The sequence below is a fragment of the Streptomyces liliifuscus genome (assembly GCF_016598615.1).
Classification (GTDB): Bacteria; Actinomycetota; Actinomycetes; order Streptomycetales; family Streptomycetaceae; genus Streptomyces; species Streptomyces liliifuscus.
This window is the reverse complement of record NZ_CP066831.1, coordinates 10,329,909-10,352,238: the sequence shown is the minus strand read 5'-3', so window position 1 is coordinate 10,352,238 and position 22,330 is coordinate 10,329,909. Positions and strand designations below refer to the sequence as shown.

Annotated in this window: 23 protein-coding genes and 1 pseudogene; 15 read left to right on the top strand and 9 right to left on the bottom strand. The window is 69.9% G+C overall.

The features are described 5' to 3' along the window. Window positions 1-2: 2 nt before the first annotated feature. The 8 genes from JEQ17_RS45200 to ligD all read left to right on the top strand — a co-directional run bounded on the left by JEQ17_RS45200 (window position 3) and on the right by ligD (window position 8,672). A complete protein-coding gene (locus JEQ17_RS45200) occupies window positions 3-899 on the top strand; it encodes an ABC transporter ATP-binding protein (protein ID WP_200400749.1) in 897 nt (298 codons plus the stop codon). Beyond that, the gene (locus JEQ17_RS45195; RefSeq protein ID WP_200400748.1) at window positions 896-1,897 is read left to right on the top strand and encodes an ATP-binding cassette domain-containing protein; all 1,002 of its coding nucleotides are present in this window, start codon (window positions 896-898) and stop codon (window positions 1,895-1,897) included. Before JEQ17_RS45200 ends, JEQ17_RS45195 begins: the two co-directional genes overlap by 4 nt. Further along, window positions 1,894-2,874 (top strand): aldo/keto reductase, encoded by a 981-nt coding sequence (locus JEQ17_RS45190; protein ID WP_200400747.1) that lies wholly within the window; start codon window positions 1,894-1,896, stop codon window positions 2,872-2,874. The genes JEQ17_RS45195 and JEQ17_RS45190 overlap by 4 nt, the downstream gene beginning before the upstream one ends. A 128-nt stretch (window positions 2,875-3,002) precedes the next feature. After that, the gene (locus JEQ17_RS45185; RefSeq protein ID WP_200400746.1) at window positions 3,003-3,803 is read left to right on the top strand and encodes an HpcH/HpaI aldolase family protein; all 801 of its coding nucleotides are present in this window, start codon (window positions 3,003-3,005) and stop codon (window positions 3,801-3,803) included. After that, window positions 3,800-5,017 (top strand): sialidase family protein, encoded by a 1,218-nt coding sequence (locus JEQ17_RS45180; RefSeq protein WP_200400745.1) that lies wholly within the window; start codon window positions 3,800-3,802, stop codon window positions 5,015-5,017. The genes JEQ17_RS45185 and JEQ17_RS45180 overlap by 4 nt, the downstream gene beginning before the upstream one ends. Next, window positions 5,014-5,964, top strand: a complete 951-nt coding sequence (locus tag JEQ17_RS45175; RefSeq protein ID WP_200400744.1) for a phosphoglycerate dehydrogenase — start codon at window positions 5,014-5,016, stop codon at window positions 5,962-5,964. Before JEQ17_RS45180 ends, JEQ17_RS45175 begins: the two co-directional genes overlap by 4 nt. A 114-nt stretch (window positions 5,965-6,078) precedes the next feature. Beyond that, complete coding sequence (locus JEQ17_RS45170) at window positions 6,079-7,509, top strand: Nramp family divalent metal transporter (protein ID WP_200400743.1); 1,431 nt, start codon at window positions 6,079-6,081, stop codon at window positions 7,507-7,509. Window positions 7,510-7,661: 152 nt separating this feature from the next. Further along, window positions 7,662-8,672, top strand: a complete 1,011-nt coding sequence (ligD, locus tag JEQ17_RS45165) for a non-homologous end-joining DNA ligase (RefSeq protein ID WP_200400742.1) — start codon at window positions 7,662-7,664, stop codon at window positions 8,670-8,672. A gap of 102 nt (window positions 8,673-8,774) precedes the next feature. Here ligD and JEQ17_RS45160 read toward each other — a convergent pair whose 3' ends face one another. Beyond that, window positions 8,775-8,948 (bottom strand): CsbD family protein, encoded by a 174-nt coding sequence (locus JEQ17_RS45160; RefSeq protein ID WP_200400741.1) that lies wholly within the window; start codon window positions 8,946-8,948, stop codon window positions 8,775-8,777. A 243-nt stretch (window positions 8,949-9,191) separates the two neighbouring features. On the opposite strand from JEQ17_RS45160, the gene JEQ17_RS45155 reads away from it, so the two are divergent. Further along, entirely contained in the window at window positions 9,192-9,572 is a 381-nt protein-coding gene (locus tag JEQ17_RS45155; protein WP_200400740.1) for an ANTAR domain-containing protein, read from the top strand. Window positions 9,573-9,811: 239 nt separating this feature from the next. Here JEQ17_RS45155 and JEQ17_RS45150 read toward each other — a convergent pair. Then, a pseudogene (locus JEQ17_RS45150) lies at window positions 9,812-10,600 on the bottom strand (RNA polymerase sigma factor SigF); the annotation flags it as partial. A 397-nt stretch (window positions 10,601-10,997) separates the two neighbouring features. On the opposite strand from JEQ17_RS45150, the gene JEQ17_RS45145 reads away from it, so the two are divergent. Both JEQ17_RS45145 and JEQ17_RS45140 read left to right on the top strand, forming a co-directional pair. Then, the gene (locus JEQ17_RS45145) at window positions 10,998-11,366 is read left to right on the top strand and encodes a DUF6479 family protein (protein WP_200400739.1); all 369 of its coding nucleotides are present in this window, start codon (window positions 10,998-11,000) and stop codon (window positions 11,364-11,366) included. A gap of 124 nt (window positions 11,367-11,490) precedes the next feature. Further along, on the top strand, window positions 11,491-11,859 hold the full coding sequence (locus JEQ17_RS45140) for a VOC family protein (RefSeq protein ID WP_200400738.1): 369 nt from the start codon (window positions 11,491-11,493) through the stop codon (window positions 11,857-11,859). Window positions 11,860-11,919: 60 nt separating this feature from the next. On the opposite strand, the gene JEQ17_RS45135 is transcribed toward JEQ17_RS45140, so the two are convergent. The 3 genes from JEQ17_RS45135 to JEQ17_RS45125 form a co-directional block, all read right to left on the bottom strand. After that, window positions 11,920-13,143 carry a DNA topoisomerase subunit B gene (locus JEQ17_RS45135; RefSeq protein ID WP_234048612.1) on the bottom strand — a complete coding sequence of 408 codons (1,224 nt, stop codon included), beginning with the start codon at window positions 13,141-13,143 and terminating at the stop codon, window positions 11,920-11,922. A 281-nt stretch (window positions 13,144-13,424) separates the two neighbouring features. Continuing rightward, window positions 13,425-14,165, bottom strand: coding sequence for a DUF1963 domain-containing protein (locus tag JEQ17_RS45130; protein WP_200400736.1), 741 nt, complete (start codon window positions 14,163-14,165; stop codon window positions 13,425-13,427). Between the two features lie 160 nt (window positions 14,166-14,325). Further along, the gene (locus JEQ17_RS45125; protein WP_200400735.1) at window positions 14,326-14,937 is read right to left on the bottom strand and encodes a dihydrofolate reductase family protein; all 612 of its coding nucleotides are present in this window, start codon (window positions 14,935-14,937) and stop codon (window positions 14,326-14,328) included. 141 nt (window positions 14,938-15,078) lie between these two features. Here JEQ17_RS45125 and JEQ17_RS45120 point away from each other — a divergent pair, with 141 nt between their 5' ends. After that, window positions 15,079-15,705 (top strand): alpha-ketoglutarate-dependent dioxygenase AlkB, encoded by a 627-nt coding sequence (locus JEQ17_RS45120; protein ID WP_200400734.1) that lies wholly within the window; start codon window positions 15,079-15,081, stop codon window positions 15,703-15,705. A 40-nt stretch (window positions 15,706-15,745) separates the two neighbouring features. Here the strand turns inward: JEQ17_RS45120 and JEQ17_RS45115 are convergent, their stop codons facing one another. Further along, window positions 15,746-16,141 carry a DUF6114 domain-containing protein gene (locus JEQ17_RS45115; RefSeq protein WP_200400733.1) on the bottom strand — a complete coding sequence of 132 codons (396 nt, stop codon included), beginning with the start codon at window positions 16,139-16,141 and terminating at the stop codon, window positions 15,746-15,748. Then, complete coding sequence (locus JEQ17_RS45110) at window positions 16,141-16,833, bottom strand: DUF6230 family protein (RefSeq protein WP_200400732.1); 693 nt, start codon at window positions 16,831-16,833, stop codon at window positions 16,141-16,143. The genes JEQ17_RS45115 and JEQ17_RS45110 overlap by 1 nt, the downstream gene beginning before the upstream one ends. Window positions 16,834-17,518: 685 nt before the next feature. Between JEQ17_RS45110 and JEQ17_RS45105 the strand changes: the two genes are divergently transcribed. Then, on the top strand, window positions 17,519-18,184 hold the full coding sequence (locus JEQ17_RS45105; RefSeq protein ID WP_200400731.1) for a Tat pathway signal sequence domain protein: 666 nt from the start codon (window positions 17,519-17,521) through the stop codon (window positions 18,182-18,184). A gap of 88 nt (window positions 18,185-18,272) precedes the next feature. Here JEQ17_RS45105 and chvE read toward each other — a convergent pair whose 3' ends face one another. Then, window positions 18,273-19,370 (bottom strand): multiple monosaccharide ABC transporter substrate-binding protein, encoded by a 1,098-nt coding sequence (chvE, locus tag JEQ17_RS45100; RefSeq protein WP_383383086.1) that lies wholly within the window; start codon window positions 19,368-19,370, stop codon window positions 18,273-18,275. A 552-nt stretch (window positions 19,371-19,922) separates the two neighbouring features. Continuing rightward, window positions 19,923-20,786, bottom strand: a complete 864-nt coding sequence (locus JEQ17_RS45095; protein WP_200400730.1) for an aminoglycoside adenylyltransferase family protein — start codon at window positions 20,784-20,786, stop codon at window positions 19,923-19,925. A 306-nt stretch (window positions 20,787-21,092) separates the two neighbouring features. Between JEQ17_RS45095 and melC1 the strand changes: the two genes are divergently transcribed. Both melC1 and melC2 read left to right on the top strand, forming a co-directional pair. Further along, entirely contained in the window at window positions 21,093-21,464 is a 372-nt protein-coding gene (gene melC1, locus JEQ17_RS45090; protein ID WP_200400729.1) for an apotyrosinase chaperone MelC1, read from the top strand. A 27-nt stretch (window positions 21,465-21,491) separates the two neighbouring features. Further along, a complete protein-coding gene (melC2, locus tag JEQ17_RS45085) occupies window positions 21,492-22,316 on the top strand; it encodes a tyrosinase MelC2 (RefSeq protein WP_200400728.1) in 825 nt (274 codons plus the stop codon). Window positions 22,317-22,330: the final 14 nt, after the last annotated feature.

The following is a 22,330-nucleotide window of genomic DNA, read 5'->3' as shown; positions in this document are numbered from 1 at the left end:
CCATGGCCGAGGACACACCGCTGCTCGACGTGGCGGATCTGCAGATCGAACTCATCACCGGCCAGGGCGTGGTGCGCGCGGTCGACGGGGTGACGTTCACCGTCCGCAGGGGCGAGACCGTCACCCTGATCGGCGAGTCGGGGTCGGGGAAGTCGACCACGGCGATGGGCGTGCTGCGGCTGTTGCCCGAGGGCCTCGCCGTGCTGTCGGGGAGCGTCCGGATCTCCGGGCGAGACGTCGTGGCCGATCCGGATGCCGCGCGTGCGGTGCGCGGGCGGACGGTGTCGCTGATCCCGCAGGACCCGATGACAGCCCTGAGTCCGGTGCACACCATCGGCCGACAGCTGGGCGACGCGCTGCGGCTGCGCCACCCGGAATTGTCCCGAACCGAGGCCCGGGACAAGGGAGTCGAGCTTCTCGGGCGGGTGCGTATCTCCGAGCCGGAGACCCGCTGGAAGGCGTATCCCCACCAGTTCTCCGGCGGCATGCTGCAGCGCATCCTCATCGCGACCGCGCTCGCCGCCGAACCGGAGCTGCTGGTGGCGGACGAGCCCACCTCCGCGCTGGACGCCACCGTGCAGGCGAGCGTCCTCGATCTCCTGATGGAGCTTCAGGAACACACCGGCATCGGGATGTTGATGATCACGCACGATCTCGGGGTGGCCCGGCTCGTCTCCGACCGTATCCATGTGATGAAGGACGGGCGGTTCGTCGAGTCGGGCTCCGCCGAGGAGATCGTCGAGCGGCCGACCGAGCCGTACACCCGTGAGCTGCTCGCCGCCGTGCCGCGCCTCGGCGCTTGGGACGAGGACGAGGACAGCGACCGCAACGGGAATGGGAACGGCGACGGCGACGGCGACGGGCGGATCGAACCCCTGGTGCAGGGAGCAACGAAATGACCGACAACACCGCGGTGAACACTCCGACCGACGGGACCGCCGCCGACCGCGCCTCGGCGGCCGGGCCGCTGCTCTCCGTCGAGGACCTCGTCGTCGAGTACGCCACAGCGCAGGGGCCGTTCAAGGCTGTGGACCGGGTGGACTTCGAGGTGCCGCATGGGGGTTCGCTCGCCGTGGTGGGCGAGTCCGGCTGTGGCAAGTCGACCCTTGCCCGGGCCCTCGTCCGGCTGCTCAAGCCGGTGAGCGGCCGGATCGTCCTGGACGGAACCGACATCGCGACGCTGCCCGAGCGGCGGCTGCGTCCACTGCGGCGACGGGTGCAGATGGTCTTCCAGGATCCGTACGGTTCACTGGATCCCCATCTCACGGCTCAGCAGATCGTCGCCGAGCCGCTGCGGGTGGCCGGGGTCTCCGACCGGGTCCAACGCGCCCGTCGGGCCGCCGAGTTGATCGACCGGGTCGGCCTGCCGTCCTCAGCCCTTGACCGACGGCCGCCCGAGTTCTCCGGCGGCCAGCGGCAGCGCATCGGCATCGCTCGGGCCCTCGCGTCCCGGCCCGACCTCCTCGTCTGCGACGAGGCGACGTCCGCCCTCGATGTCTCCGTACAGGCCCAAGTGCTGCATCTGCTGCGGGAGTTGCAGGCGGACACCGGCATCGCCTATCTCGTCATCGCCCACAACCTCGGTGTCGTCCGGGAGATCAGCAACGACGTGGTGGTGATGCGCGCGGGCCGGGTCGTCGAGAGGGGACCGACGGCCGCCGTGCTCGCCTCACCCGCCGACCCGTACACCCGCGCGCTGCGCCGCGCCTCCCTGGACCCGACCACGATCCGGGGTGTGAAGCCACGGACGGTTCTGTCTGCCCGGGCGGCGCTGTCTGCCGCGCCCGACGCGTCTTCCCCGTCCGCCTCGCCTGCCTCGTCTGCCTCGACTTCCCCACCTCCTGCGGCTGCTCCCGCTTCTCCCGCTTCTCCCGCATCGGAAGGAAACCGCTCGTGACCACCGGCATCACCCTGCCGAACATCCCCGTCCCGCTCTCCCGGCTCGTCCTCGGCACCATGACGTTCGGCGACACCGTGGACGCCACCGGAGCGGCGGCCATGCTCGATGCCGCGCTCGACGCCGGGATCACCGGGGTCGACACGGCCAACGGCTACGCGGGCGGTGAGAGCGAGCGCATCCTCGCCGGGCTCCTGCCGGGCCGACGCGACCGGATCGTCCTGGCGACCAAGGCCGGGATCCCGCACGCCGACCAGGGCGAGCACGCCCCTCTCTCCGCCGCCGGACTACGGGCCGCTCTGGAGGGCAGCCTCAAGCGGCTCGGCACCGACTCGGTCGACCTCTTCTATCTCCACCAGCCCGACCGTGCGACACCGCTCGCCGAAACCCTCGCCACCGTCGCCGAGTTCGCCGCCGAGGGCAAGATCCGCGCCCTCGGCGTCTCCAACTACGCGGCCTGGCAGATCGCCGAACTCGTGCGTACCGCCGAGGAGGTGGGCGCGCCGCGTCCCGTCGTCGCCCAGCAGCTGCACAACCTGCTCGCGCGCCGCATCGAGGAGGAGTACGTCGAGTACGCCGCCGTCAGCGGCCTGCGCACGATGGTCTACAACCCGCTCGGCGGGGGCCTGCTCACCGGTCGTCACCGCTTCGAACAGGCCCCGGAATCAGGCCGGTTCGGGGACTCCAGGGTCGCCGCGATGTACCGGGAACGCTACTGGGACGAGCGCCTCTTCTCCGCGGTCGACCGGCTCGCCGCCGTCGCGGACGCCGCGGGCATATCGCTCACCGACCTCGCCCTGCGCTGGCTCCTGGACCGCGCCTCCACCGACGCGTTGCTGCTCGGCGGGTCGAAGACCTCGCATCTGCTTGCCAACATCGCCGCCGCTCAGGCCGGGCCGCTGCCCGCCGATGTCGCGGCGGCCTGCGACGAGGTCGGGGCGGGGTTGCGTGGGCCCATGCCCGCGTACAACCGGTGACCCGGGCAGCACTTCTGGCGCGGGCCGGCCGTGGCCGGTCGCGCAGTTCCCCGCGCCCCCTACGGGGCGCAGCCCCCTCCTCAGCCGCCTTGAACGCTTGAACCGTACGAACCCTGAAGGAGCCCACCATGCCTCCCGCCGCTGCCCCCGGCACCCCCGCCGCATTCGCCGCCGCCCTGCGTGCCCGTGAACCGCTTGTCGGTTACTGGTCCGTCCTCGACTCGCCGGTCTCGACCGAGCGCATCGCCCGTCTCGGGTACGACTATGTGGCGCTGGACGCCCAGCACGGGCTGTTGGAGTACGCGGGCGTGCTGGCCTCGCTGACCGCGATCGACACCAAGGGGTCGACCGCCGTCGGCCTGGTCCGGGTCGAGGCCAACGACCCGATGCCGATCGGCAAGGCACTGGACGCGGGCGCGGCCGGTGTCATCGTCCCGCTCGTCGACAACGCGCGGGACGCCGCCGACGCGGTGGCCGCCGTACGCTATCCGCCACTCGGCAAGCGGTCGTACGGACCCATGCGTTCGGGCCTGCGCATCGGCCCCGACCCCGCCGACGCCCACGCGCAGACCGTGGTCCTCGCGATGATCGAGACCGCCCAGGGTCTCGCGAACGTGGACGAGATCTGCGCCACCGACGGCCTCGACGGGGTCTACATCGGCCCCTCCGACCTGCGGATCGCGCTCGGCGGAGCCACCTCGACCGACCCCGCGGTCTCGGACGAGTTCGAGGCGGCGCTGGTCAGGGTGCGGGAGGCCGCCGCGGCCGCGGGGATCGCCGTCGGCATTCACAACCCGGACGGCTCCAGCGCCGCCAAGCGGCTCGCCGAGGGCTTCACGTACGTGACCGTCGCCTGTGATCTCGTCCATCTGGAGCAGGCCGCGGGTCAGCATCTCAGCGCCGCGCGCACCTCGGGGCTGGTCCGATGACGTCGCAGCCGACGCTCGCCGACGGCGTCGTACACCCGCATCCCGCCGAACCCGGGCGCGCCGAGGCGCAGTTGTCGGCGCCGGCCGTGCAGAACCACGCCGCCAATCTCACCGTGCTGCCCGACGGCGGGCTGGGCTGTGTCTGGTTCGCGGGCACACAGGAGGGCGTCGCGGACATCTCGGTGTGGTTCTCGCGGCTCGCCCCCGATGGTGACGTGTGGTCGGCACCGGTACAGCTGTCCCACGACGACGCCCGGTCCGAGCAGAACCCGGTGCTGTCCATCGACCCGTCCGGCGACTGGTGGCTGCTGCACACGGCACAACGGGCCGGGCACCAGGACACCGCCGAGGTGCGGCTGCGTGTCAGCCGCGACGAGGGCCTGACGTGGGGCCCGTCACGGACGCTCTTCGACGGCGGGGTCTTCGTCCGGCAGCCGGTGACCGTGCTGCCCTCGGGCCGCCGGCTGCTCCCAGTCTTCCGCTGCATAGCCGCGCCGGGCGAGACGTGGTCCGGCGACCGGGACACCAGCTCGGTGATGGTCAGCGACGACTCCGGGACGAGTTGGCGCGAGGTTCCGGTGCCTGGCTCGACCGGACTCGTACACATGAACATCCGTCCACTGCCGGACGGTTCGCTCCTCGCCCTGTTCCGCAGCCGACGGGCGGATGCCGTGCACCGGAGCGTGTCGTACGACGACGGGGAGAGCTGGACCGAGCCCCGTCCGCTGGACGTGCCGAACAACAACTCCTCCATCCAGTACGTGCCGTTGGCCGACGGCCGGCTCGCCCTCGTGCACAACCACAGCAGTGCCGCGGACGCCGTCGCGCGCCGCGTCTCGCTGTACGACGAGATAGGCGAGGAGGGACTGCGAGAGGCCGGGGATCAGGAACCCGGCGACCAAGCTGTGGGGAATCACGAACCCCCCGCAGCCGCCGCGACAGGAGCCGCGTTCTGGGGCGCGCCCCGTGCCCCGCTCACCCTCTCCGTCTCCTCCGACGGCGGGCTGACCTGGCCCGTACGCCGTGATCTGGAGACCGGTGACGGCCACTGCCTGACCAACAACTCCCGCGACGGTCTCAACCGCGAGCTCTCCTACCCGTCCGTCGTCCAGACCCCCGACGGCACGCTGCACATCGCGTTCACCCGGCACCGCCGCACGATCAAGTACCTCCGCCTGAGCCCCACTTGGGCGGACCGGGAGCTCCCCGTATGACGACGACGCTCATCACCACGCCCACCTTCTCCTGCCACTCCCCCGAGCCCTGGCGGATCCTGGAACGGGCGGGCGCCGGCCCGGTGCGCCCGTACGAGGAAACCGCCCTGCCGGGCGGCGAGTTGCGCGAGCGGATCGGCGGGGTCGACGCGCTGGTGGTCGGCATGGACGCCGTCACCGCCGACGTCATCGACTCGGCCGACCGTCTCAAGGTCATCGCGAAGCACGGAGTCGGCGTCGACACCATCGACGTGGCCGCCGCGCGGGCCCGGGGCATCCCCGTGGTGTGCGCGCCCGGCAGCAACTCACGGGCGGTCGCCGAGTTCACCTTCGGGCTCATCCTGGATGCCAACCGCCGCATCACCGCGTCCCACCAGCGGGTGGCGCACGGTGAGTGGCCCAAGCTGTTCGGGCCCGAACTCGCCGGAAAGACCCTGGCCGTGGTGGGCTTCGGCCGCATCGGACGCCTGCTCACCACCTACGCCCTCGCCTTCGGCATGACCGTCCTCGCGCACGATCCGTACGTCGACGACGCGGACATCCGCGCGCTCGACGCCTCGCCCGCCCCGCTGGACGACTGTCTGGCCCGTGCCGACGTCGTCAGCCTGCATCTGCCCGCGACTCCCGGCGCGGGCCCGCTCCTTGACCGCCGCCGTCTCGCCGCCATGAAGCCGGGCGCGTTGCTGGTGAACGCCGCCCGGGGCGGGCTCGTCGACGAGGAGGCACTCGCGGCTCTCCTAGTCGAAGGCCACCTGGGAGGAGCCGCGCTCGACGCCTTCGCGCACGAACCGCTCGGCGACAGCCCGTTGCGCACCGCCCCGAACGTCCTGCTCACCTCGCACATGGCGGCGTGCAGCCACGAGGCCAACCGCACGATGGGCGAGATGATCGCGGAGGACGTCGTACGGGTCCTCGTGGGCCGGCCCCCGCTGCGCCCGGCCCACTGAACCGTCCGCCCTCCCCGAAGCCCCCCAGAGCGCCTCCCCCACTCTTCCCCGCCGGCCTCCCCCCTCCGTCCCCGAGTCCGGGCAACGACGCCGGACACCTCGAAGGACCCCGCCATGCCTGAAACGACTGCCCGGACGGCATCCGCCGCCGTCCCGACAGAGTCCGACCCGTACGCCCTGCGCGCCGAGGACGTCCGCGAGGCACCCACCACCTTCACCGGGCGGCTGCGCCATCTCGGCCCCGGATTCGTCCTGTCGGCCGCCGTGGTCGGTTCCGGCGAGCTCATCGTGACCACCTCGCTCGGCGCGCGCGCCGGGTTCGTGCTGCTGTGGCTGGTCGTCATCAGCACCGGGGTGAAGGTGTGGGTGCAGATGGAGCTGGCCCGCTGGACGATCCTCAACGGCCGTACCGCGCTTGAGGGTTACCGCGAGGTCGGCCCGCGGATCGGTCCCGTGAGCTGGATCAACTGGCTCTGGATCGGGATGGACTTCGCCAAGATGTTCCAGCGGGGCGGCATCATCGGCGGCACGGCGGCCGCCTGCTCCGTGATGTGGCCGATCACCGGCGAGGCGCTGAGCTACCGTTCGCTCGCGGTGTGGACGGTGCTCGTCACCGCCCTCGCCGTGGTGCTGCTGCGGACGGGCAGGTACAGCGTCGTGGAGCAGCTGTGCGTGGCCTCCGTGGTCGTCTTCACCGTGGCCACGGTGGCGCTGGCGCTCGGGCTTCCGCTGACCGAATTCGGTTACGGCACCGGCGAGTTGGGGGAGGGCTTCAGTTTCCTCATCCCCGCGGGCACGGCCGGGATAGCACTGGCCATGTTCGGGATAACCGGCGTCGGCGCCGACGAGATGACGACGTACACCTACTGGTGCATCGAGAAGGGCTACGCCCGCTGGACGGGTCCGGACGACGGCAGCGAGGAGCGTGCGCGGCGGGCCGAGGGGTGGCTGAAGGTGATGCGTCTTGACGTCGCCGCCGGCTGGCTGGTCTGCACGCTGTGCACCCTCTCGTTCTACGTCATCGGGGCGGCCGTGCTGCATCCGCAGAACCTGGTGCCCGAGGGCAACTCGATGATCACCACGCTGTCCCGGATCTACACCGACACGATGGGCCCCTGGGCCGAGTACCTCTTCCTCATGGGCGCGTTCACGGTGCTCTTCTCCACGCTCGTCGGGTCGACGGCCAGTGTGCCGCGGCTGTGGACCAACACGCTCGGGCTTCTCGGAGTGATCGACTGGCACGACGTCCGTGTACGGCGGCGCACGATCCGGATCCTGACCTGGTGCCTGCCGTCGGTGTGGGCGTCGTCCTTCCTGTTCGTGCAGTCGCCGGTACTGATGGTGCAGATCGGTGGCATCGGCGGCGGTGTCTTCCTGCTCGCCGTGGTGATCGCGGCGTGGCGGCTGCGGTCCACCGGCGTCGAGAAGCGCTTCCGGGGCAGCCCGTGGCTCACCGTGGCGCTCGCCGTCAGCAGCGCGGCGATCGTGTTCCTCGGCGTGTACGGCGTCCTGGACGTCTTCGGCATCAGCCTCACGGGATCCTGAGCCGGCCGGGTCCGTACGGGCGGCCAGGGCTCGGGGGCCCGGGGGGAGACGGCCGGGGCTCCCGATGGCCGCCTCCGACCAGGGGAAGGAGAATGGGCTGGTCGGTACCCGGCCGCGCCCCGCGGCAGGTCGCGGGAGAGAGGTGAGCGGCGATGTCCGACCTCCTGGGCTCGTTGCCCGACCACCACAGACGGCTGCTGCGTGACGCGCCTCCCGGTGTGGAACTGGCCTCGCGGCCGATGCTCGCCACGCTGAGCGACATGCGCGACTTCCCCGGTGAGTGGCTCTTCGAACGGAAGCTGGACGGGGTCCGGGTCCTGGCGGTCCGGGAGAACGGGCGGACACTGCTCCTCTCCCGCGCCGGCAATCGCCTCAACGACACCTACCCGGAGATCGTCGAGGCGCTCGCCGCGCAGTCGTACACGGACTTCACCGTCGACGGCGAGATCGTCGCGTTCTCCCGCGGCCGCACGGACTTCGCGCGCCTCCAGCAGCGCATGGGGCTCACCCGGCGCCGTGACATCGAGGCGAGCGGCGTCGCCGTCACGTACTACGTGTTCGACGTGCTCCGTCTGGAGGGCGCGGACCTGACACGACTGCCGTTGCGTACGCGCAAGTCGCTGCTCCGACAGACCTTGACGTACCGTGCGCCGCTGCGGATGACGACGCATCGCAACGAGGGTGGGGCCGAGTTGCTGGCCGACGCGTGCGCCCGGGGCTGGGAGGGACTGATCGCGAAACGGGCGAAGAGCCTTTACCAGCCCCGCCGTTCGCCGGACTGGCTGAAGCTGAAGTGTTCCCGGACGCAGGAGTTCGTGGTCGGCGGCTTCACCGAAGGGGGCGGCACCCGGGCCGGGTTCGGCGCACTGCTGCTCGGCCACTACGAGGCGGACCGGCTGCGGTACGCGGGCAAGGTGGGCACGGGCTTCGACCGTCGTACGCTCCTCGGTCTGCGCGAAGTCCTCGACGAACTGCGCGTCCCCGCATCGCCGTTCAGCGACCGGGTGCGTGAGGCGGGTGCCCACTGGGCTGAGCCGAGGCTGGTCGCGCAGATCGCGTTCACGGAGTGGACCCGGGACGGCATGCTGCGGCATCCACGGTTCCTGGGGCTGCGCGACGACAAGAGGGCACAGGACATCGTGCGCGAGCGACCTTCCGCCTGAGCGACCCGAGGGGTGTCGGGGCACGGGACGCCCCCGTCGGGCGCAGGGCCTGAGCCCTGTGCGGCCGTCCGGGGGCGTACCAACGCGTGGGGTCCGGGCCGCCTAGCGCTCGGACTTCTTGACGCGCTCGGAGGCCTTCGCGGCGAGCTCCTGGGCCCTGCCCGTCATCTGCTCACCCCGGCCCTCGTTCTCCATGAGCATGTCGCCCATGGCCCGGCCGGCGGTCTCCTTCATCTTGCCCTTCATCTGCTTCGCCTTGCCCTTTGACTTGCCCATGGTTTTCCGTCCTTCGATGAGGGTTGGACTGGCGTAACCACCCTGCGCCCGACACCCACCCTTCGCAATCCGTGAGCGATCCGTCACCATGTGTATTCAGGTGAATGCTGGGTAGGCGTCGCGCTGGCATGCGCCCGGTCGAGTGGCGACGATGGACTGGCACCACGGAGTCACGCGGTGGATCGACAACGTGGAAACGACAACGAGAGACCGTGCAAGTGTTCCGACCTCGGAGGGGAACGAATGACCTCGGACGCCGGCTCGAAGGCGGAGGAGCCGGGTGGCGGCCTGCCGGACCAGGCCGCGCCCGGTGAGGACGCGCCCCGGATCGCCGAACTGCAGGAGGAGATCGGCCAGTTGAAGGAGGCCGTGACCTCTCATGCCGTCGTGGACCAGGCGATCGGCATGATGGTGGCGCTCGGGCGGGTGACGCCCGACGACGGCTGGGCCGTGCTTCGGGAAGTGTCCCAGCACACCAACATCAAACTGCGGAATGTCGCGGAGATGATCCTCGTCTGGGGACAGAAGGGCGATCTCCCGCCGGATGTCCGAGCCACGTTGGAGGAGACTCTGGACCGCTATGGGCCCACATCGCTTCCGGAGGATTCTCCGCCGCTGCGATGAGGGTGTTTTATTCAGCGTGCATTGGTTAGTTCGAACAGTGGCAGTTCACTGGCAAACCGCTCCCGGGAGGGTTCGGCAGTGAGCTCGCCACTCAGCCGCCCGGCCCGGGAAGCCCCGTGACGGGCGGTTGAGTCACGGACGGTCGAGTCACCGACTCCGCCTCCGTCCGCCGCTACGACTCCTTCGACTGCCACTACGGTTTCTTCAGCCGCCACTACGGCTCCTTCAGCTGCCCCCACGGCCTCCGAGAGGGCTTCCTCGCGCACCTTGGCGCAGCAACCGTTGAGCAGCCGGGAGACGTGCATCTGCGAGATGCCGAGCTGCTCCGCGATGCGGCTCTGGGTCATACCTCGGAAGAAGCGCAGGTAGAGGATGGTTCGCTCGCGTTCGGGGAGCGCCGCCAGGCACGGCTTCACGGCCTCGCGGTCGATGACGAGGTCGAACCCGGAGTCGGGCTCCCCCAGGGCGTCCCCCAGCGCGTAGCCGTCATCGCTGCCGGGCAGTTCGGCGTCCAGGGAGAGCGCGGTGAAGCTGTCGAGGGCCTCGAATCCGGTACGTACGTCGTCCTCGGTCATCCGCGTGTACGCGGCGATCTCGGCGATCGTGGGGTTGCGGCCCGGCGTCGTCTGCGACAGCTCCTTCACGGCGGCGCGGACCCGGTTGCGCAGGTCCTGGACCCGCCTCGGCACGTGGAGGACCCACATGTGGTCGCGGAAGTGGCGCTTGATCTCGCCGGTGATGGTCGGGATCGCATAGCTCTCGAAGGCGTTGCCACGCTCGGGGTCGTACCGGTCGACGGCCTTGACCAGGCCGAGAGCCGCCACCTGACCGAGGTCCTCGACGGACTCGCCTCGCCCCCGATATCGCAGGGCGATGCGGTTCGCCATGGGCAGCCAGGCCCGGACCAGCTCGTCACGCAGAGCCTGTCGCTCGGACCCGTCGGGCAGGGCGGCCAGGCGTACGAAGTCCGCGGCCGAGTCGGGGGCGTCGTCGTGCGGGTGCTGCTTCGTTCTGACGGTGATTCGCATGGTGCGTCGCATCTCCCTCAGAGGGTGCCGACGGGACAGTCACCATGGGAGTTGGCGCGCACACGGACCGCCATGGACACACCCGCGATCTGGCGGAGCCAGCTCCCACGGACGTGCCTCCTGTCCGAAGCACTAATAGTCCGACTTCCCACATTCGGACATTTCAAAACGAAGCGCAGAATATCGAGGGCCCGCCGCGACAATCAATAATCGAATGGTTACGCAAAGCGACGGCGTGGAGCGAATCGAATCGATAGGCACGCTCCCGCGAATTTGCCGCGCAGATATCGGAAGCAGATATATCGAAAACCGCTACGGGAAGGCATGCGCTGCGCGTGTCCGGGCCTCGGGTGGACGGGGTTCTGTTTCGGTACGCGATGCCGGGTACCCGCCGACGATGGACAACGACACGACACAACTGGCCCTCTCCGGCGCGGTGGTGGGCGGAGTGGTCCCGTTCCTGGTGGGCGTCGTCCTCGTCGGCGGCCTGATCTGGGCCGTGTGGTGGGGCCGCCGGATGCGCTCCCAGGAGCCCGGCCCGCCTCGCCCCGATGAACAGCCCCGGCTGCCCGACTCGGGCCCCGTGGGCGAGGTGCGCGAACGACGCGAGCCCGCCGAGATGCCCCACGGCAACCACCGGCTGACCTCGCACCGGCTCCCCGGCCACGGAACCGGCCGGACCCGCCGCGCGGCGAAGCAGAAGCCCCCGAGCTGGAACGAGAACAGCGGCGGAGGCTTCGACAGCGGCGGCCCCGGCCGAACCTGACGCGAACGACGCACGACCTGCACTCGCACCCCGCACCCCGCACCCCGCACCCCGCACCCCGCACCAGGACAGGGCACCAAAAAAAGGGAGCCCCTCACCAACGAACATCTGCTTCACTCGGCGCATGCTGAAGATCGGATCCGTGGTGTTGGGTGTAGGGGATGTCCGGCGTGCGACCGCATTCTGGATGGAGGCTCTCGGGTACGTCCCGCGCGACGAGCCGGAGGACGACTGGGTGGTGCTGGTGCCAGCCCAAGGGACCGGCCCCCAACTGGCGCTCGGCCTGAGCGAGACACCGGTACAGGAGCATCCGCGCGTCCATCTGGACCTCTACGCCGGGGACGCGGCGGATCAGGCCGCCGAGGTCGATCGCCTGGTGTCCCTCGGCGCCCAGCGGGTCGACTGGGACCTGTATCCCGACGACCCGGACTTCGTAGTCCTGGCCGACCCCGACGGCAACCGTTTCTGCATCATCGACACCAGCCGAGAGTGACATCCGCGCCTGCTCCGACTGCAGGGCGAGGGTCAGCCGATGACAGCGTCGCCGAGTTGTTCAGTCCTGGTGGATGCCCCGGACGATTCGGTCGACGAACTCCGAGGCCCGCTCCGGCTGCTCCTCGAACCAGTTTCCGAGGTGTTCCCGGACGGCCTCCCCCACACAGTCCCGCACGTCGGTGTTGCCCAGCAGCCCGCGGGTGGCGCCGAGGAACTCGGGATGGTCGAGCTTCACCGACACAACTGCCATGAGGCTCCCGCAGATCCGGCCGTCGCGGGGATCAAGGTCCGCTCCCGGCAACCCCCGGTCCCGTGCGTACGCGATGACCGCGGCCGCCACTCCGTCGCGGAAACCGTCCACATGCGTGCCGCCCTCGCGAGTGGCCCGGCTGTTGGCGAAGCCGAGTATCCGTTCCTCGCGGGAGCCGGTCCACAGCAGGGCCACCTCCATCGTCCCCGCCATCCGTGGGTCCTCGCGCTCGAAGCCGACAACGTCCGGCTGGACCCCCGACCCCGTCTCCGCGTCGAGGGCGGCCACGAAGTCCCGAACTCCCTCAGGGAACCGGAACGACACCGCCCGCGCCCCGCCCGCCGGGCGTTCGTCGGTCAGCGAGATCCCCAGGCCCCGGTTGAGGAAGGCCACCTGCCGGAATCGCTCCGCCAGCACGGCGAAAGAGCACCGCGGCGTCTCGAAGATCTCGCTGTCGGGCCAGAAGGCGATGGTCGTCCCGCTTCCGGTCGCCGACCCCACGGCGGCGGGCGTGGCGACCTCGACACCGCGCGCGTACTCATGGACCCGGTGGCCCCCCTCGCCCCGCACCTCGGCCGTCAGCCGACTCGACAGGGCGTTGACGACGAAGAGCCCCGCGCGGAATTGGCCCACGTCTGTGATGTTCCGGCCACTGAGCTCGGGCCCGGCATGGAAGCTGGTCAGCAGCGCTTCGAGGTCCGGGCCGCCGCTCTCCCCGGCGGCCTCGAAGGGACGCCCCGGCCCGTCGTCGGCGACCCGCACGCCACCGTCGGACGTGAGCGTGACATCGACGAAGCCACTGCCCCTGCCACTGCCGCTGCCATTCCCATTGCCATTGCCATTGCCATTGCGGCTGCCACTCCCGCCGACCAGGACCTGGTTCACCGCCCGGCCGACGACCTCGAACACCATTTGATGCGGGCCGCGTTCACCGGTCGAGCCGACCCACATCCCGGGCCGCTTCCGAATGGCTTCCCGCCCCTCAAGCACCTCGATGTCGGCAGCGTCGTAGCCCGTGCTTTCCCCACTCACAAAGACCCCTCCCATGGCGTCCGGCTGACCTCACCAGCCTAGGTGGAATCCAGGAAAACACCAGGTCAGAGCGGTTGCGCCAAAGCCGCGGACGGGCGGGTGAGGGCATGCCCGGATGTGGACGACCCAGGACCCGCGCACCATGCCCGGAACGCGCCCGAGGGGCCGGCGAAGCCGCCTACGACCCCGTTCCGGACGCCCCTGAGGCCCTCAATTCCGATACACGGGAGGCAACTTGGAGCCCTGCAAGCCGGGGTGAGTGCACCGCGTCCGAGGCCGCTTCAGCCGACCATGTCGAAGTGGGCCCGGGCCCGGTCGAAGTGGCGGCCGGCCAGGTCGTCCCGGCGAATCACCCAGTGGACGATGCCCAGGTCGCCCTCGGTCACGCCGTCGCCCCCGACCTCCGCGAGCAGCACCCAGTCGCCCGGGCCGTGGTCGTGGTCCGTGAGGGGATCCGCGTTCCAGACCCAGGGGCAACCGCCCAACTGCACCGGTCCGTCCGTCGTCATCTCCCCGCAGGTCTTCCACCACACCGAGCCCAGCTCGCTGCCGTGCGGGAACTCCTCCGTGTCCGAACCGCGGTTGGGCAGCGAGGGCGTGATCGTCAGATGCAGATTCCGGGCCGGGCTGACCTCCGGCAGCCACTCGCAGCTCGAAGCGCGTTCGGAGACGGGCGTGCCGACAGGGACGTAGACGAGCCGGTGCCAGTCGTCGTCGCTCCACGGGTCCTCCGTGTCCGCGAAGAACAGCAGCGTGCCGTTCTCGGGCAGCGGGATGTCCGTCGCGCCCGGCGGGATGGCCGCGAGGTCGACCGAGGCGAGGAACGGCAGGTCCGGAACGGGCTCGTCGTCGGGCATCGGCGGCAACCCGCCGAGCCGTCCGGCCGGCGGGTCGTCGGGCGGCGTCTCACCGGCGAGGTTCAGCATCGCGCAGCGACGGGCGGTGTCGAGCCACCGCTCGACCTCGTCCTCGGGTAATCCACGACCGCGAGCTTCGTCGCGGAACGGATCCATCGATGTCATTCGCAGAGTATGCCAGCGCCGCTCACGCCCCCTCCCTCGATGAAGTGAACCGGTCGAAGACAGCCGGTCACGGGCCCCGACGCCCGACACCGATCCGACCGAACCGACATACGCCGGCGCGGTGTTGGGGTCGGTCGTCGCGCGTCGGCACGAAGCGCGGTCACTTCACGAAGCGGTACTTCAGGTGGGTGGCCAGTGGCGTGCCGACCACGCTGACGGGTTCGAGGCGCCGCCCGGCACCCAGCCCCTCGAAGAGCCGCAGTCCCTCGCCGAGGAGCGTCGGCACCACGTGCAGCTGCAGCTCGTCGATGAGCCCCTCCCTGAGGTACTGCTGCACGGTGCTCGCCCCGCCCGCGATGTCGACGTTCCTGTCCCCCGCGGCTGCCTTCGCCCGGTCGAGCGCGCTGTGGATACCGTCGGTGACGAAGGTGAAGGTGGTGCCGCCCTCTTTGACGAGGGTCGGCCGGGGCCGGTGGGTGAGGACGAAGACCGGGGTCCGGAACGGCGGGTTGTCGCCCCAGAACTCCTCGCCGGTGTCGTACATCGTCCGGCCCATGACCACCGCTCCGGTGGCGTCGAACCACTCGCGCATCAGCTCGGAGTCGCGGTTCTCCTCCCCGCCGGTCATGCCCTGGCGCTCTCGCCAGCTCGCCAGGTTGTGGATCCACTCGAAGAGCGGCTCGGCGCCGTCGCCGCCGGGGTTGTCGATGGTGACGCCGGTGCCTGCGATGAATCCGTCGAGGGAGATGGCCATATCCGCGGTTACGGTCACGATGGGTGCTCCTGAGTCCTGGGGGTGCGGTCTTCACCCTTGCGTCGATCGGGACCCGGCGCATTCGACAAGTTTCCGGGCTTTGTCCCGGCCACCATCCCGGATGGCACACACATTCGAATATGTGGGTACGCTCGAAGCATGTCCACGCACCTCCAGGGTTCACTGTTCGACCAGACCGACGAGGTCCGCCTCGGCCCGCTCGACGGGCTGCGCCGGACCGCGCTCGGCGACGGGGCGTGGATCGATCTGCTGCCGGGCTGGCTGCACGGGGCGGACGCACTGTTCGCACGGCTGGCCGACGAGGTGCCCTGGCGGGCCGAGCGGCGGCAGATGTACGAGCACATGGTGGACGTACCGCGGCTGCTCGCGTTCTACGGTGCCGGCGACGCGCTGCCGGACCCCGTCCTGGACGAGGCCCGCGATGCCCTGTCCGCCCACTACGCCGACGAGCTGGGGGAACCGTTCACGACCGCCGGGCTCTGCTTCTACCGGGACGGCCGGGACAGCGTGGCCTGGCACGGGGACCGGATCGGCCGGGGCGCCCGCGAGGACACGATGGTCGCCATCCTCTCCGTGGGCGCTCCGCGCGACCTGCTGCTACGGCCCAGGCGGGGCGGCACCCCGGTGCGGCGCCCGCTCGGGCACGGCGACCTGATCGTGATGGGTGGCTCGTGCCAGCGCACCTGGGAACACGCGATCCCCAAGAGCGCCCGGGCGGCGGGTCCCCGGATCAGTGTCCAGTTCCGCCCGCACGGCGTGCAGTGACCCTCCGCAGGGGCGCCGCCTGCCACGGCGCCCCGACACGCTACGGAAGAGGTACCGGCTCCTGCCGGCGGCGCCGCCACGAGCGGGCGCGCCGCGGTTCCTGGTCCGGCAGCCAGCCGAAGGCCAGGCAGCTGCCGACGACGCCGAGGACGAGCCCGATGAAGAAGCCGCCCAGGTTCGAGGTGACCCAGGTTCCCAGGGAGAGCAGGGCACCAAGGATCGAGTAGAAGAGGCGTTGCGTGGGGTTGAAGAGGATCAGCAGGCCGAGAATCAGCATCAGGGTCGGCAGGAGGTAGCCGGCCAGGCCCTGCATGCCGATGTGCATGACGACCTTCAGCGACGCCTTCTCCGTGACCAGGATCTCCGCCCCGCCCAGGGCGAGCAGCAGCCCGCCCCAGAACGGACGGACCGCACGCCAGCGCCGGAAGGCGACCATCAGCAGCCCTTGTCGCTGAAGCTCAGCTTCAGACCGGGAAGCTTGAACACCGCAGCCGTGGTGGCGTAGTTGGTCTGCCGCAGGTTGCCGATGTGGACGGTGTCGGCCTGCTGGCTGAAGACACCCTTCGGGCCCTGCGCGTGGGACTTGTCGAGCGTGCTGGCGTCGTTGCCGATCTCGATGTTGTCGAAGGAGGCGTCGCCGGACAACTCGGTGGAGTCGGTGGTGAGGTTGACCGCGGACACCTTCTGGCTGCCTTCCCCGGCCCTGATGAGCAGGTTCGTGCCGCCGAGGTCGACGCTCTGACAGAGCTTGGTGAGGGTCGCCTTCTTGATCGCGGAGACCACCACCAGGACCTGGCCGCCGGTCTCACCCTCGTTGGGGCTGCCCGGAGCCATCTCGTCGAGGCCGCCGAACTGTGCGAAGCCCTCGCCGTCGAGGTTGGTCGCGGTGACGGTGAACGGCATGCCGGAGATCGCGAACTGCACACCCAGGGCCCCCTGGGCGGTCATGATCATCAGGCCGGCCGCTACCGCGGTGGCAGGCACCGCCATCACCGCGGCGCGGCGCAGACGGACCCGCCCGCGTCTCTCGGAACCCTCAGGGCTCTCCGAAATGGAACCGCTTTCCGACACTTCGGAGGGCTCGGGGGTGGAACCGGCTGACGAGGTGGCGTCCGAGGACGAGGCCATTTTCTGCTCCCAGGGGCATGTATCAGTGCGGGTAGGGCTTCAGTGGCACGTTGTCCTGGCGCGGACAGCGCCTACGGCGTACGCCTCCTCACACCTCCCGGTGGGCGCAAGGGCTTTCTCGTTACGCAGCAGTAACCGCGACGGAAGTTACCCCCGGTAAGTGACGAGGGTCAAGGACCTTGTGGAAAAAGGAAGTCGGAGATGTGACGGAGGCGTGGAGGGCCCTGCCGCGCACGCGGTCCAACGTCAACTTCCGTGCGCCGCGCGGACATTGAACATTCGTCAACTTCCTTGCAGCACCTTGACGTTGAACATCGCTCAGGTTTACAACTCTCCCTGGTTAGCACGGATCCGTGGCGCCGGATCCGCCCTGCGGCGCACGTCGACTCCCGGGCTCCATCCCGTCACACGGTCGGCAGGCCGGTCACGTGGTCGACAGACCCGACCCACGGCCGGCCGATCGCACGTGCGGCCCGCATCCACTCCTCCATGGCACCGGCACGGTCACTTTCCCCCTCCTGGACCGCGCCCGGTCGCCCTACCGCCGGTCCCGCGCCGGAGGCCGTCCCTCGACGCCTCCGGCCAATCTCCCGGCAGCCACCGCCGGTCCGTCGCGTACGGAGAAGGCGCGACGGGCCGGTGGCGGCCCAGTTCCCCCACCCCACTCTCGGAATGAGGCACCCGCATGCGTACTCGGACTTCCCTCGCCCTGTCCGCCGCCGTCACGGCGCTCGCCCTCTCGGCGGCCGGCCCGGCCTCCGCGGCCGACGGCTCGGTCCTGACCACCGGCGGCGCCGGCGGCACGGCCGTCGCGGCCGGAGCCGTACTCAACTCCTCGCTGGCCGCCGGCACCAGCGCCACGCTCTACTCCAGCAGCACCGGCACGAGCGGTCTGTCCTGCACGTCGTCGAAGTTCGTCGCCTCGGTCGTCGACAACCCGACGGCGCCCGGTACGGCCACCGAGTCGGTCACCGAGCACACCTTCGACAGCAGCAGTTGCACCAGCAATGTCGTCGGCGTGCTCGGGGTCACCAGCATCAAGGTCGACAACCTGCCCTACACCTCGGCCGTGGGTTCCGACGGCTCGGTCACCATCACACCCGCCGACGGCTCGTCCATCCAGACAACCGTCGTACTGCGCACGCTTCTCGGCAGCATCACCTGTGTCTACCGCGCGCCCAGTCTGTCCGGCACGGCCGACAACGCCGACAACAGCATCTCGTTCAGCAAGCAGCAGTTCACGAAGTTCTCCGGCTCGTCGCTGTGCTTCAGCAACGGCTTCTTCACCGCCAAGTACGCCCCGGTCACCGACACAACGCAGACCGGCAGCCCGGCGGTCTTCGTCAACTGACGCCGGCCCCAACCTCCGTACGAACGCCTGTGGGGCGGGGAGAGATCTCCCCGCCCCACAGGCGTTCACGGTTCACTTCAGGCACGGTTCACTTCAGGTCGCTCTTCTTCATGTAGCCCGAGTCGATGAGCACCTGCTCGTAGTTGCCCTTGTCGACGCTGACCGGCTCCAGGAGGTACGCGGGCACGACCTTCTTGCCGTTGTCGTACGTCCTGGTGTCGTTGACCGCAGGCTTCTTGTCGTGAACGACGGAGTTGACCATGTAGGAGGTGACCAGTGCCAGCTCGCGGGTGTCCTTGTAGACGGTCTGGGTCTGCTCGCCCTCCACGATGGACTTGATGGAGGGAGCCTCGGCGTCCTGGCCGGTGACGATGGGCAGCGGCTTCCCCGCGCCTCCGTACCCGTGCTCCTTCAGCGCGTTGAGGATGCCGATGGACATTCCGTCGTACGGCGAGAGGACCGCGTCGATGGTCTGGCCGTTGTACTTCGAGTCGAGGATCTTGTTCATGCGCTTCTCCGCCGTGGGGCCGTCCCAGCGGAGGGTGGTCACCTGGTCGAGATCGGTCTCCCCGGATCTGACGATCAGGTCGCCGTTCTGGATATACGGCTCCAGGACTTCCATCGAGGCGTCGTAGAAGTAGCGCGTGTTGTTGTCGTCGGGCGAACCCGCGAAGAGCTCGATGGTGAACGGGCCCTTGCCGCTGCCGTTGACCAGCCCCAGCGACTCCACGATGAAGTCGGCCTGCTGCGAGCCGACCTTCACGTTGTCGAAGGACGCGTAGTAGTTGACGGCGTCGCTGCCGAGGATCAGCCGGTCGTAGGAGATCACGGGGATGCCGGCGTCCTTCGCTCTGCTCAGGACCTTGGTGAAGGCGCGTCCGTCGACCGAGGCGATGACCAGGGCGTCCACGCCGTCGTTGATCATGGCCTCCACCTGCGCGACCTGGTTCTTCGGGTCGTTGTCGGCGTACTTCAGGGTGGTGGTGTATCCGAACCCCTTGAGCTCGTCGACCATGTTCCGACCGTCGTCGATCCACCGCTGCGACGTCTTCGTGGGCATGGCGATCCCCACGGACGCGGTCCCGTCACCGCTGCCGGCGTCGGAACCCTCACCGCATGAGGCGAGAGAGAGGGTCAGGACCGTGGATATGGCCGCAGCTACGGTGGTGCGGGCGCGCATGCTCATTGTTCCTCACTGGGTGACAGGCAGTCGGTGGGACTCGGCGGCCGCTTGTGCGCCGGGCGCCCGACGGCCGTCGTCCACGCCCTGCCGGAACGGCAGATCGTGAGGGAGACGTCCGCAGCGCACGGTTCCAGGGCGGAGGCCGTTGTGCTCTGTTCGGTGCCGAGGTCGCGCCGAGGCTGCCTTGACAAGGGGGTTCGGGGCGCCGCACCGGAAGGGCTCGTACTACGCGTACGTACCGGTGGCGGACGCCAGGATTGGCCGGTGCCCGGGCGCGTGGAGCCTTCCGGGATCGGCTGGTCTCACCGGGTCACGGTGAGGGGTGGAGCGTCAGACCGGACGGTATGTCTCTCGCGTTTGGGCTCCGCTGAACCCGCACACGACCAGGCCGGGGTTGACCGGCCCCCACGGGCGCGGACTCGAACGTGGGTGCGCGGGGAGCGTATCCCGGCGTACGCCCCCTGTGGCGCTCTTTCATCACATTAGTTGCGACGGCGCACGATCGGCCTGGCCAGGGCGATCGCCAGTTGTCGCCTTATGTGGACGATCCGGTTCCTACTGCCCGTCCCGCGCGGCTAGTTGCTCGATCGCGCGGACAACAAGATCGACGTGCGCCCGGACCTCCGGCATCTCGCCGTGCCACGACTCCCTTCCGGGCTCTACGGAATCCGCAGGGGTCGCGGGGTCCGCGAGGCTGTCCCGGCCGCCGAGATAGAGGGACCGCGCTCGGCCCAGTACGGGCCGGTGCCGGGCCGGGACGCGGTCGAGCACCCAGGAGGCCGCCGCGTCCTTGGAGACGATGGTGCCGGTCGCGAGGGTCGTCCAGACGCGGGCGAGGGTCAGCAGGACGTTGCGGGTGTCCGACTCGAGGTCGGCCAGCAGTTCCGGCACCCCGGCGACGATCGCGCGCCGCAGGTCGTCGTGCGGGACTGGATCGAGGAGCCGCGCGGGCGGCGGCCCGTGGAGCGGGGTGTCCCCGAGGAGCACCATCGTGATCAGCGGCGCCAGATCGGGCATGACCGCCGGGGCGGGCACCTCTCCCCGCTCGAACTCCTCGCGCAGCCACTCGCCGTAGAGGAAGTCGCAGCGTGGCGGGTACCTCCAGGGCCTGACGTCACCCTGGGCGACGACGATCAGCTCGACCGGCCGGGCCGGCTCTCCGTTCCGGGCGCCGCGGCCGGAGATCCCGAGCAGCCCCTGGAGCAGGTCCCGTCGCTCGCGGTCCGTCATGCGTCGCCGGGCGACGACGAACACGTCGAGGTCGCTGTCGGGCCGCAGGCCGCCGAGGACGGCCGAGCCGTGCAGAAAGACGCCGGCGACCTCCGCGCCGAGCACGTCGAGCACCGCGTGGAGGACCTGGTCGAGCTGGGGCTGGTGGTCGGTCACGGCTCGGATCGTAGGCGGACAGACGGTGGGCATTCACGTCAGTTTCCGGGCGTGATCGACACCACGGGATGTGCGGGAACCCCGGAAGATCATCGCCACGAGCCCCTCCGAGAAGCGAAGTTCACTGGCACGGGCCTCCGCGAGCCCTCTCCGCAGCAAGATCACCCTTGTTCAACCTTGTATGACATGTAGTCAATTGTCCGGATCACAGCCAACCAGTTCGCTGCGGTTTCCCCGCTCCCCCAAGGGCCCGATAGGCATACGAATCGTCAATTGACCCAATTCCGGCGGCATATGCGACAGCGCGTGCCACCGGACCTAGCACAAGGACGTATCCGCATGCCCGATCCCACTCGCCGCCGCGCTCTGCGGGGCGCGGCCGGACTGGCCGTCGCCGCCGGCACGTTCACCGCGGCCTCTCCTTCACCGGCCTCCGCCGCGGACCACCACGGCGGGCCCACCCCCGCGCCCTTCGACTTCGACGAGGTCTACCGGGGCCGACGAATACAGGGCCGGCCGTCCGGCGGAGGCCACCATCACGGCGCCGACTACGCGGTGTTCGTGGACGGCGTCGAGCTGCACGTGATGCGCAACGCCGACGGCACCTGGATCAGCGTCGTGAGCCACTACGACCCGGTGCCGAACCCGCGCGCGGCGGCCCGTGCCGCCGTGCAGGAGCTCCAGGGCGCTCCCCTCGTCCCGTTCAACTGACCTACACAGCACCGGAGTTCACCCGCAATGACCGTACGCAAGAACCAGGCGAACCTGACCGCGGACGAGAAGCGCAGGCTGGTCGCCGCGCTGATCGAGCTGAAGCGCAGCGGCCGGTACGACGGCTTCGTCACGACCCACAACGCGTTCATCCTCGGCGACACGGACAACGGCGAACGGGTCGGCCACCGTTCGCCCTCCTTCCTGCCCTGGCACCGCAGATTCCTGCTGGAGTTCGAGCGGGCGCTGCAGTCGGTGGACGCCTCGGTGGCGCTGCCGTACTGGGACTGGAGCGCCGACCGCACGACCCGGGCCGCCCTGTGGGCACCGGACTTCCTCGGCGGCACGGGCCGCTCCGCCGACGGACGGGTGACGGACGGTAGGTTCGCCGCGTCCACCGGCAACTGGCCCATATCCGTACGCGTCGACACCCGCACGTATCTGCGCCGCTCGCTCGGCGGCAGCGGCCGGCAACTTCCCACCCCCGCCGAGGTCGAGTCCGTACTCGCCATGTCCACCTACGACATGGCCCCGTGGAACAGCGCGTCCGACGGTTTCCGCAACCACCTGGAGGGGTGGCGGGGCGTCAACCTCCACAACCGCGTCCATGTGTGGGTGGGCGGGCAGATGGCCACCGGCGTCTCCCCGAACGACCCGGTCTTCTGGCTGCACCACGCGTACGTGGACAAGCTGTGGGCCGAGTGGCAGCGCAGACACCCGGCTTCCGGCTATCTGCCCCTCGCGGGCACGCCGGACGTCATCGACCGCGGCGAGACGATGAAGCCGTGGAACGACTCCACACCCGCCGATCTGCTGGACCACACGAGGCACTACACCTTCGACACGGCCTGACCGCCGGGGCCTGA

What these genes read in the sequence shown, in the direction of transcription:
- melC1 (WP_200400729.1), top strand. Translation starts at nt 21,093, where the DNA reads ATGCCCGATCCCACTCGCCGCCGCGCTCTGCGGGGCGCGGCCGGACTG.
- JEQ17_RS45160 (WP_200400741.1), bottom strand. Translation starts at nt 8,948, where the DNA reads ATGGGCAAGTCAAAGGGCAAGGCGAAGCAGATGAAGGGCAAGATGAAG.
- JEQ17_RS45130 (WP_200400736.1), bottom strand. Translation starts at nt 14,165, where the DNA reads ATGACATCGATGGATCCGTTCCGCGACGAAGCTCGCGGTCGTGGATTA.
- JEQ17_RS45175 (WP_200400744.1), top strand. Translation starts at nt 5,014, where the DNA reads ATGACGACGACGCTCATCACCACGCCCACCTTCTCCTGCCACTCCCCC.
- JEQ17_RS45120 (WP_200400734.1), top strand. Translation starts at nt 15,079, where the DNA reads ATGTCCACGCACCTCCAGGGTTCACTGTTCGACCAGACCGACGAGGTC.
- JEQ17_RS45145 (WP_200400739.1), top strand. Translation starts at nt 10,998, where the DNA reads ATGGACAACGACACGACACAACTGGCCCTCTCCGGCGCGGTGGTGGGC.
- JEQ17_RS45180 (WP_200400745.1), top strand. Translation starts at nt 3,800, where the DNA reads ATGACGTCGCAGCCGACGCTCGCCGACGGCGTCGTACACCCGCATCCC.
- JEQ17_RS45200 (WP_200400749.1), top strand. Translation starts at nt 3, where the DNA reads ATGGCCGAGGACACACCGCTGCTCGACGTGGCGGATCTGCAGATCGAA.
- JEQ17_RS45170 (WP_200400743.1), top strand. Translation starts at nt 6,079, where the DNA reads ATGCCTGAAACGACTGCCCGGACGGCATCCGCCGCCGTCCCGACAGAG.
- JEQ17_RS45095 (WP_200400730.1), bottom strand. Translation starts at nt 20,786, where the DNA reads ATGCCCACCGTCTGTCCGCCTACGATCCGAGCCGTGACCGACCACCAG.
- JEQ17_RS45155 (WP_200400740.1), top strand. Translation starts at nt 9,192, where the DNA reads ATGACCTCGGACGCCGGCTCGAAGGCGGAGGAGCCGGGTGGCGGCCTG.
- JEQ17_RS45115 (WP_200400733.1), bottom strand. Translation starts at nt 16,141, where the DNA reads ATGGTCGCCTTCCGGCGCTGGCGTGCGGTCCGTCCGTTCTGGGGCGGG.
- JEQ17_RS45185 (WP_200400746.1), top strand. Translation starts at nt 3,003, where the DNA reads ATGCCTCCCGCCGCTGCCCCCGGCACCCCCGCCGCATTCGCCGCCGCC.
- JEQ17_RS45140 (WP_200400738.1), top strand. Translation starts at nt 11,491, where the DNA reads ATGCTGAAGATCGGATCCGTGGTGTTGGGTGTAGGGGATGTCCGGCGT.
- melC2 (WP_200400728.1), top strand. Translation starts at nt 21,492, where the DNA reads ATGACCGTACGCAAGAACCAGGCGAACCTGACCGCGGACGAGAAGCGC.
- chvE (WP_383383086.1), bottom strand. Translation starts at nt 19,370, where the DNA reads ATGAGCATGCGCGCCCGCACCACCGTAGCTGCGGCCATATCCACGGTC.
- JEQ17_RS45105 (WP_200400731.1), top strand. Translation starts at nt 17,519, where the DNA reads ATGCGTACTCGGACTTCCCTCGCCCTGTCCGCCGCCGTCACGGCGCTC.
- ligD (WP_200400742.1), top strand. Translation starts at nt 7,662, where the DNA reads ATGTCCGACCTCCTGGGCTCGTTGCCCGACCACCACAGACGGCTGCTG.
- JEQ17_RS45110 (WP_200400732.1), bottom strand. Translation starts at nt 16,833, where the DNA reads ATGGCCTCGTCCTCGGACGCCACCTCGTCAGCCGGTTCCACCCCCGAG.
- JEQ17_RS45195 (WP_200400748.1), top strand. Translation starts at nt 896, where the DNA reads ATGACCGACAACACCGCGGTGAACACTCCGACCGACGGGACCGCCGCC.